Raw genomic sequence first — 1,588 nt, 5'->3', positions numbered from 1 at the left:
TCCCGTTGTTCACTGAACGGAATGATTCACGGAGATCTGGACGGAGATCATTGAACCGGAGATCAGTCCCAGTTTCGTGTCACGGAAATTCTTGTACCGTTCCGGAGATGTATACCGCACGAGGATCAGCTTCAGAATCGTTTCGAGACCTTCGGTCGTCCACCGCATCCACTTGTGCTTGACGCGTTTCGAGATCTCGCCCATGAGCCGTTCGATACGATTCGAATTCCAGGGAATTTTTATACCGTGAATCGCCAGGCGTGCAAAAGTGACAAGAGTATTCGAGTACTCATTCAGGAATTTTGCCGCCTTATGACAACCGAGATCCATGAGCCGGGCTGACAACGATTCCATGCCGTCAACGACCTGGTTGATCTTATCGCTTATTCGATCCGGTTCGTATTTGTGATACACAACTACGTTCTTCAGCGAGAGCAGCAGCATTTTCAGGTCATTGATTATGGCTTTTCTCCCGTTCAGGTTCAACGCTGAATCTTCCCATAACTTGTATCCCAGAATCCTGAACCCGTGGATCAGGTCGGTCTGGAATTGAATGTTCCCGGATGAAAACGCATTCCGAAGTTCGGTCTCTCCATCGCAGACGATCACGGCTTCTTCGGATAGCATTTTTTCATCTCCGAGTTTTTCTGCCAGACGTTCCCACTTCTGGTTTACCGTAACGCCCAGCAGGATCTTATTGTCATCATTGATTCCCAGCGCGACGTTGATCTCGTTCTGTTTTACACCGGGTTCCTGGGAATGGGCTTTGGTCCCGTCGGCCATTAGCACTCTCGTGCTTTTACCGCCGGTTCCAATCCCGATCGATTTCCCGAACTCTTTGACCAGGTTGTTTATCGTCATCCGGGAGGGAACTTCGCGGATCACCAGTGACAGTTCTTCCACAGTATCCCGATAACTCATCTTCTGGGCAAAATCGACACTGATCATCGAGACACTTGTCTGGTACCGGTGCTTTCCGGCAAATTGTACCCGGTCATACAGCGGTTTGGTTACCCGGTTTCGTTCCGTGTCCCGTACCTTGTTGACAGGTATTGTTACCGGTCCGACCGATGTTATCACCGTCTTCCTGCTCGTCCCGGCCCGACGATACCTGCGATTACTCTGATCCTTCGAGTACTTCTCCCCGCATTGGATTGTCACCAGCTTGGCGTCTATTGCAGTCAGTACTTGTTCCAGTACTTTGGCATCGAGATTCTGGTTCTTTAACGAATACTCGATTGCTTCGATTGGTACTTTCTCGTTGTCAGGCAGGCAAACGTTTACGTTCATTGAGATTGTGATCTGCACTGGGGTGATCTCCTTTTGGTTTCGTCAACCAGTGAGATCATCCCGCTGTACTTATCTTAGCCGATCATTGGACACAATCAAAAAATTACCTGACTTTCTGCAGGATCCCGATCAGGAGATCCATTTCCTGTTCATCGAGGGAATTCATCATCCGTTCAATTACCCTGCGCAGGGCGTGCTGTTCGGCTTGTGCGATCTTCTGCCCCTTTTCCGTGAGCCGGATGTAGAGGACCCGTTTGTCATCGGGAGACGGTTCACGGTACACGCAGTCCATCCGGAC

At 50.0% G+C, this 1,588-nt stretch carries 2 protein-coding genes; both read right to left on the bottom strand.

The window, feature by feature from the left end:
* Positions 1-9 precede the first annotated feature (9 nt).
* Positions 10-1,308: a transposase gene (locus CW742_RS12375; RefSeq protein WP_292420811.1), complete on the bottom strand. Its 1,299-nt coding sequence runs from the start codon at positions 1,306-1,308 to the stop codon at positions 10-12.
* A gap of 85 nt (positions 1,309-1,393) precedes the next feature.
* Positions 1,394-1,588: MarR family winged helix-turn-helix transcriptional regulator (locus CW742_RS12370; protein WP_369333020.1), on the bottom strand; the 195-nt coding region annotated here is incomplete at its 5' end.

Source organism: Methanoregula sp. (assembly GCF_002835825.1).
Classification (GTDB): Archaea; Halobacteriota; Methanomicrobia; order Methanomicrobiales; family Methanospirillaceae; genus Methanoregula.
The sequence above is the reverse complement of the archived record's forward strand: the minus strand, read 5'-3'. Positions and strand labels throughout refer to the sequence as shown.